We start from the raw sequence: 6,773 nt of genomic DNA on the forward strand, positions 1-6,773 counted from the left end.
CTTTTACAAAGAAGAAGTAATCGAAACGGTTTTATAAGCTGTAAAGAATTCAACAGCAGCTTGTCCTTGTTCCCTCGTACCAGAGCTTGATTCTTTCATTCCTCCAAATGGAGCTTGTGGTTCTGCCCCACCTGTTTCCCCGTTAATTTGGACCATTCCGACTTCACTATTTTCAATAAAATGGAAGGCTTTATCCAAGCTTGTTGTAAACAACGAAGCACTTAATCCATACATCGTATCATTCGCTTTAGCGAGTGCTTCCGAATAATCTGCTACTTTTACTACAGCTAAAACAGGTCCAAAAATCTCTTCCCTTGCAATAGTCATCTCATTTGTTACTTGTCCGAAAATCGTCGGTTCAATAAAATAACCTCCGTTAAATGTTGGTCCCTCTAAACATTGGCCACCGAAAAGCAATTGGGCTCCTTCTTCAACTCCTTTCGCTATATAAGAAGAAACTGTATCAAATTGATTTTTAGAAGCTACCGGCCCCATATTTACTGTTTCGTCTAGTCCATCTCCCACTTTAATTTGCTTTACTTCAGTCAATAGTTTGTCTACAAATGTATCGTAAATAGACTGCTCTACATACACTCGACTTGTTGCTGTACAGCGCTGGCCTGTCTGCTTCATAGCTCCTTCAATCGTCAACTTAGCCGCCAAATCTAAATCAGCATCTGCTAGAACGACAGCAGGATTTTTCCCTCCAAGCTCTAGCTGAAATTTTTTATTTTGTGCTACCGCTTTAGAAGCAATCTCTCGCCCAACTTGATTGGAACCGGTAAAGGTAACCGCTGCTGTATTCGGATGCTCAACAAGGGCATTCCCCACTGTCGCTCCGCTCCCCATAACCAAATTCAAAACTCCTTCAGGTAAACCAGCTCTTTCAAATACTTCTGCAATTTTTACTGCTGTAATCCCTGATTCCTGAGCAGGCTTCCAGACAACCGTATTTCCGTAAACAAGAGCCGGTGCTATTTTCCATATTGGAATCGCCACAGGGAAATTCCATGGTGTAATGACAGAAACAACGCCTAAAGGAACCCTGAGCGAATACAGCGTATTTTGAGGATTAACGGAGGGAAGAAGTTCCCCCATCTTCCTCATCCCTTCCTGTGCAAAATAACGTAAAATCATCGCAGCTCTAGCAACTTCACCTTTCATTTCTACGAATCTCTTGCCCATCTCTTTTGTCGCTATTTTTGCTATTTCTTCAGTCTGCTGCTCTAAAAGGTCAGCTGCCTTTCGCAAAAACTCCCCACGTGTCACGGGAGAAAGCTGCTTCCATTGAAGAAAAGCTTGTTTAGCATGTATAACAGCACTGTCTACTTCCTCAACGGTAGCAACAACCGTCGTTCCGAAACATTCAGAGGGATTCGCTGGATTATAATGCTTATATGTCTCTCTGCTCTTCGATTCAGTCCACTTTCCTCCAATGTAATTTAAATAATCCATCATCCTTCATCTCCTTCTGCCTCATCCTCTTAGAAAAGCTCTCTTTCAACAGCTATCATCGTTTCATCTAAAATATCAATCATTCTCTCAATCTCTGCTTTATTAATGACTAAAGGAGGAGCAAAGACGAGTGTATCTTGATCAAAAGTAACAGTACGAATGATTAATCCACGTTTCGCAGCTTCCTCTGCAAGTTTAGGAGAAAGTGGTGTTTCAAAGCTTTCCCCAGTCAGTTTATCTTTCACAATTTCAATGCCGCCAATTAGTCCAAGTGCTCGAACATCCCCAACAATTCGATGATTGCTTTGTAAATATTTAAAGCCCTTCAGTAATTCCTCACCCATAAGTTTTGCATTCTCTACTAAATTTTCTCGTTCAATAATTTCAATATTTTTCAAAGCAACGCTGCAAGCTGTCGGATGGCCACTGTACGTATAACCATGTAGAAGAGTCCCTTTCGACAGTTCCTTCAAATCATCGAATATCTTCTCAGAGAATAGAACGCCTCCTAGTTGGGCATATCCACTTGAAACGCCTTTTGCAAAACACATCATATCTGGTACCACTCCATAATGATTAACGCCAAACATCGTTCCAGTTCTTCCAAATCCTGTAATAACTTCATCTACAATCATTAGGATACCATATTCATCACAGATTTTTCTTACTTCTTGCAAATATCCCTCTGGCGCAATATTTACACCGCCTGCACCTTGCACAGGTTCTGTAATGAAAGCTGCAATTGTTTCAGGACCTTCTTGTTCAATGGCTTCACGTAACGCTTCACTAGAAGTACCATCTACATGATAAAAGTCCGGTATAATCGAGTTTGTGAAATCACGGAACGGCTTTAAGCCTGTTGCACTTGTCGCTCCCATAGCTACTCCATGATAGGACTGTGTGCGAGATATAATTTTTTGGCGATTCGGCTGCCCTTTTAAAACCCAATAATGACGAGCTAATTTAAATGCAGTATCATTAGACTCAGATCCACCAGAAGTAAAGAAAACAGCATTTAAATCTCCTGGAGCAATTGATGCAAGTTTCGAAGCTAATCGAATGGCCGGTTCATTACTAATCGTTCCGAAACATGAACTAAATGCCAGCTTTGACATTTGCTCTTGAGCCACTTGTGCCAGCTCCTCTCGCCCATGTCCAATATTCACATTCCAAAGTGAGCTCATCCCATCAATCACTTGTTTTCCAGTAATATCAGTTAAATAGATTCCTTTGCCCTCTGTAAAAATAAAACTTGGTCCATTTGCCTGCTGTTGGGCAATCGATGATGTTGGATGAATAAAATGCTTTTTATCTAACTCCATCAATTCTTTGTCTACCTTTACGTCTTTTAACATTTACAACACCCTCTCTAAAAAATTTTTGGCTATATAGAATTTAGAAGCAAGATTCATGCCAAGAAAAATTTGTAGAAAAATAGGCATTTAAAAACCCCTCTTCGATGAAAGTAATCCACTTTCGAATCAAAAGTAAAAATTTATGATTCATTTCTTGATTGTTAACGCCTTCATGATTTATATTCGAATCATAGCCAAAAAATGGATGACATTATTTTCACAAAAGCTATGTCAAAGCTGTTGATTTTTGGCTCATTTTCGCTCTAGCTCTATAAAACTAGTAACCTTCCAGCAAAGCCTTTACAAAAAGAAGAAAGGAGAAAGAAATTATGAATTATGCAACCGTTAACACTATTTTAGATACAATTATCCATACTTCGAATAACAATATTACTGTCACCGATGGAAAAGGATATATTTTGTATACAAATTCCCAACACTGGGCTGTTTATGGGATTGAGCTCGATCAATATGTCGGAAAATCAGTTTATGAGCTTGAAGCAGAAGGAATTCTTTCTCCGTCTATTACCGCAATGGTACTTAAGGAAAGAAAATCGATTGAAGTGATGCAGCACACGATCACAGGAAAAGTAGTGATGGCCACTGCCTACCCGGTTTTTAACGATGATGGAAAGATTATTTTGGTCATCAGCTATGCCCAAGATCAAACAGAGATTAATGACCTCCAATATCAATATGAACAATTAAAGAAAAAAATAGAAAGCTACCAAACAGAAGTTAAAGAGTTACTTGGGAAAGGAGACGTTATTTACCGCAGTAAAAAGATGGAGCACATTGAAAAAACACTTTATCGGGTTGCTGAATCGGATGCAACCGTGTTGTTTTTAGGAGAATCAGGTGTCGGAAAAAGTATGTTTGCTCGCAAATTACATAATCAGAGTTACCGTAAAAAGGAGCCATTTATTGAAGTGAATTGTAGTACAATACCTGAAAGTTTATTTGAAGCAGAAATGTTCGGCTACGAACCAGGCTCTTTTACTGGTGCCCTTAAGCAAGGTAAACAAGGACTAATTGAACAAGCCCATAATGGAACTTTATTTTTAGATGAAATTGGGGAGCTGCCTTTGGCTATTCAGGTAAAATTATTAAAGGTGTTGCAGGAAAAAAAGTTCACAAGAATTGGAGGAACGAAGGAGTGCCATATTGATTTTCGTCTTGTAGCAGCCACCAATCAAAATTTAGAGGAAATGGTTCAAAAGGGGACATTCCGGCTTGATTTATATTATCGATTAAGTGTCATTCCGCTTCACATTCCTTCTTTACGTGATCGAAAAGAGGATATTGCGTTATTAATCAATCACTATCTAGAATTCATTAACAAGAAGTATAAAACAAATAAAAAATTGCATTCTGCCACATATGAAACTTTAATTCAATATACATGGCCTGGGAATGTACGAGAATTAGAAAATCTCATTGAACGACTTATTTTAACTACTGATGAAACCATTATTTTTCCAAATACTTTGCCTTCTTCTATCATAGTTCAAAGCCCGACTTCACAAAAGGAACCTTCTCTTATTATTGAACAAACAATGATTGAAAGTTATGATCTTAAAACTATTTTAGAAAAAGTAGAAAAATGGATCATTTCCAAAGCGTATCAACAATGTAAATCCACATATAAAATGGCTGCATTTCTTGGCATCAGCCAACCGTCTGTCATTCGTAAACTCAAAAAATATAAAAATCAGTTCCTGCCTTAAACACAAGACAAAAGCGCAAACACCTTGTTCTGCGACAGCTGTTTACAAGCTCGAAGGTGAAATCGCCCCTGGATTTCATAGACTGAACCTCAAGGAGCTAAGGGATTAAGCTGAATGTCGAAACGCTTATCCACAATTTATGAATTTCACAATTTACTAAGCAGTGAAACGACCACCTTCCCAAAACATTCAAAGGTGGTCGTTAATAGATTCTTTATTAATCAAACAAGCATACTAAATATCAGCTCTTTTACACATATATGGCCATAGCAATTTCATCACAAGTTGGGAACTTACTGCAATTCAAACAGTCTTTCCATACTTTTTGCGGCATCTCATCTTTCTCAATTACCTGGAATCCGCATTTTTCAAAAAATGTAACCTGATAGGTAAGAGAAATAAGCTTTTTAATTTCAATTTTTTTTGTTTCTTCTACAATCTGTTCAACAAGTAATTTGCCTACCCCTCTTCCCTTCGCCTCTTCAGCTACGACAAGCGAGCGAATCTCTGATAAATCTTTTCCTAATATATGAAGACTCGCTGCCCCCACAACCTGATTATCGATAGTTGCCACGCAGATAGCCTGAAGATTTTCATACAATGAGTCGCGGGTACGCGGGAGCAAAAGACCTTGTTGAGCATACATATTAATCAAGCTATAAATAGCCTCTACATCACTTGCTTTAGCCTTCCGAATGTTCACCATATAATCTCACCTTTTTTTTAGAAACTATGATTAAAATCATACTTGAGATTTCAGAAAAGTCAATAAAGCAATCGTGGAAATCATAATTTTCTATTAATATGTAATGAAATGACTCAGAATTATTCCCTTTATCATTGCTCTATCTATGGAAATAAACACTAGTCCCTTATTCTATTGACGAAATAAGCTTACATCCTATACTATTAATCATTGAACGTTCACTCAAAAACGTGGTTCGAAACCATCCCACGATAAAAAACTAGGGAGAGAGTCAACAATGAATAGCAGAACATTAATAGTCAATGGAATTTTAGCAGCTCTCTATATAGCTGTCTCACTTGTGATTAACCCAATTGCTTTTTCCGCCATTCAGTTTCGGATTCCTGAACTGTTTAATCATTTGATTGTATTCAACAAAAAATATATTTACGGAATTGTAGCTGGGGTGTTTATTACTAATTTATTTTCCCCGATGGCTGCTTACGATTTAATTTTTGGCGTTGGACAGTCTTTACTAGCACTACTCATTGTGATTTTTGCTTCACGTTATATTAAGAATATTAAAGTGTTGATGATCATTAATATTCTCGTATTCACATTCACGATGTTCATGATTGCGTTCGAACTGCATCTTGCACTAGGATTTCCGTTCTGGCTTAGCTGGCTCACAACAGCGGCTGGAGAGTTTACCGTCATGCTAATCGGAGCTCCTATTGTATATGCCATGAATAAGCGCATTCAATTTTCAAAATGGATTTCCTAAATAGAAAAAAGGCTGTCAATACTTCGTCCGTTCGAAGATGACAGCTTTTTTTCATACCTGTCCTTCAATAAATATGTAAATCTTTAATTTCAAAACAGTTCTAAAATCTTTATAAAGACGGTGAAATAATGGAAAAAGGAATTATTGATCGATTTGAGGGAGATCTTGCAGTCGTTGAATTCAACGATACAATGGAGGATATTCCAAAGGCTAAATTGCCAAAAGAAGCCGGTATTGGTGATGTTCTTATATTTGATGGTGATAAAATTATCATTGATACAAAGAAAAAAGCAAAGTTGAAGCAAGAAATTGAGGATTTAATGGATGAACTATTTGACGATTGACGGCTAGCCCTACTTTAAATCTGGGGTTTGTATTTTCCCTTTCCTTAAAAGAAAGATTAACTTCGCCCTAAAAAACCATGCAATTAATGGTTATTTTCCCCAAATCAAAGGAATGGGCGAAGTTTTTCACAACCAAACAAATGGGTATTAAAAAAGACTAATCACGAGGATTAGTCCATTACGCGCCTTAGAGGATTCGAACCTCTGACCGACGGCTTAGAAGGCCGTTGCTCTATCCTGCTGAGCTAAAGGCGCATGAATATGTATATGGCGGAGAAGGAGGGATTTGAACCCTCGCGCCGGTTACCCGACCTACACCCTTAGCAGGGGCGCCTCTTCAGCCTCTTGAGTACTTCCCCACATAAAAAAAATGGCTCCGCAGGTAGGACTCGAACCTACGACCGTTCGGTTAACAGCCGAATG

General features: G+C 38.2%; 6 protein-coding genes, 2 tRNA genes and 1 riboswitch. Of the genes, 3 read left to right on the forward strand and 5 right to left on the reverse strand.

The genetic code is table 11. The annotated features are described in order from the left end of the window. Positions 1-3 precede the first annotated feature (3 nt). Both D1953_RS03310 and D1953_RS03315 read right to left on the reverse strand, forming a co-directional pair. Entirely contained in the window at positions 4-1,458 is a 1,455-nt protein-coding gene (locus D1953_RS03310) for an aldehyde dehydrogenase family protein (RefSeq protein WP_119115746.1), read from the reverse strand. A gap of 26 nt (positions 1,459-1,484) precedes the next feature. Beyond that, on the reverse strand, positions 1,485-2,810 hold the full coding sequence (locus tag D1953_RS03315) for an aminotransferase family protein (RefSeq protein WP_119115747.1): 1,326 nt from the start codon (positions 2,808-2,810) through the stop codon (positions 1,485-1,487). A gap of 329 nt (positions 2,811-3,139) precedes the next feature. On the opposite strand from D1953_RS03315, the gene D1953_RS03320 reads away from it, so the two are divergent. Further along, positions 3,140-4,537, forward strand: a complete 1,398-nt coding sequence (locus D1953_RS03320) for a sigma-54 interaction domain-containing protein (protein WP_119115748.1) — start codon at positions 3,140-3,142, stop codon at positions 4,535-4,537. A 250-nt stretch (positions 4,538-4,787) separates the two neighbouring features. Here D1953_RS03320 and D1953_RS03325 read toward each other — a convergent pair whose 3' ends face one another. Next, positions 4,788-5,243, reverse strand: coding sequence for an N-acetyltransferase (locus tag D1953_RS03325; RefSeq protein ID WP_119115749.1), 456 nt, complete (start codon positions 5,241-5,243; stop codon positions 4,788-4,790). A 224-nt stretch (positions 5,244-5,467) separates the two neighbouring features. Further along, positions 5,468-5,512, forward strand: a riboswitch (PreQ1 riboswitch). Between the two features lie 8 nt (positions 5,513-5,520). Here D1953_RS03325 and D1953_RS03330 point away from each other — a divergent pair. Further along, positions 5,521-6,006 carry a QueT transporter family protein gene (locus D1953_RS03330; RefSeq protein WP_119115750.1) on the forward strand — a complete coding sequence of 162 codons (486 nt, stop codon included), beginning with the start codon at positions 5,521-5,523 and terminating at the stop codon, positions 6,004-6,006. 128 nt (positions 6,007-6,134) lie between these two features. Further along, positions 6,135-6,350, forward strand: a complete 216-nt coding sequence (locus D1953_RS03335) for a DUF3006 domain-containing protein (RefSeq protein ID WP_119115751.1) — start codon at positions 6,135-6,137, stop codon at positions 6,348-6,350. Positions 6,351-6,531: 181 nt separating this feature from the next. Here the strand turns inward: D1953_RS03335 and D1953_RS03340 are convergent. Beyond that, positions 6,532-6,605, reverse strand: a tRNA-Arg gene (locus D1953_RS03340). Between the two features lie 13 nt (positions 6,606-6,618). Continuing rightward, positions 6,619-6,709, reverse strand: a tRNA-Ser gene (locus D1953_RS03345). Positions 6,710-6,773: the final 64 nt, after the last annotated feature.

This window comes from Peribacillus asahii (assembly GCF_003570725.1).
Taxonomy (GTDB): Bacteria; Bacillota; Bacilli; order Bacillales; family DSM-1321; genus Peribacillus; species Peribacillus asahii.

Coding starts and splice junctions, on each gene's coding strand:
- D1953_RS03315 (WP_119115747.1), bottom strand. CDS start 2,810: ATGTTAAAAGACGTAAAGGTAGACAAAGAATTGATGGAGTTAGATAAA.
- D1953_RS03320 (WP_119115748.1), top strand. CDS start 3,140: ATGAATTATGCAACCGTTAACACTATTTTAGATACAATTATCCATACT.
- D1953_RS03330 (WP_119115750.1), top strand. CDS start 5,521: ATGAATAGCAGAACATTAATAGTCAATGGAATTTTAGCAGCTCTCTAT.
- D1953_RS03325 (WP_119115749.1), bottom strand. CDS start 5,243: ATGGTGAACATTCGGAAGGCTAAAGCAAGTGATGTAGAGGCTATTTAT.
- D1953_RS03310 (WP_119115746.1), bottom strand. CDS start 1,458: ATGATGGATTATTTAAATTACATTGGAGGAAAGTGGACTGAATCGAAG.
- D1953_RS03335 (WP_119115751.1), top strand. CDS start 6,135: ATGGAAAAAGGAATTATTGATCGATTTGAGGGAGATCTTGCAGTCGTT.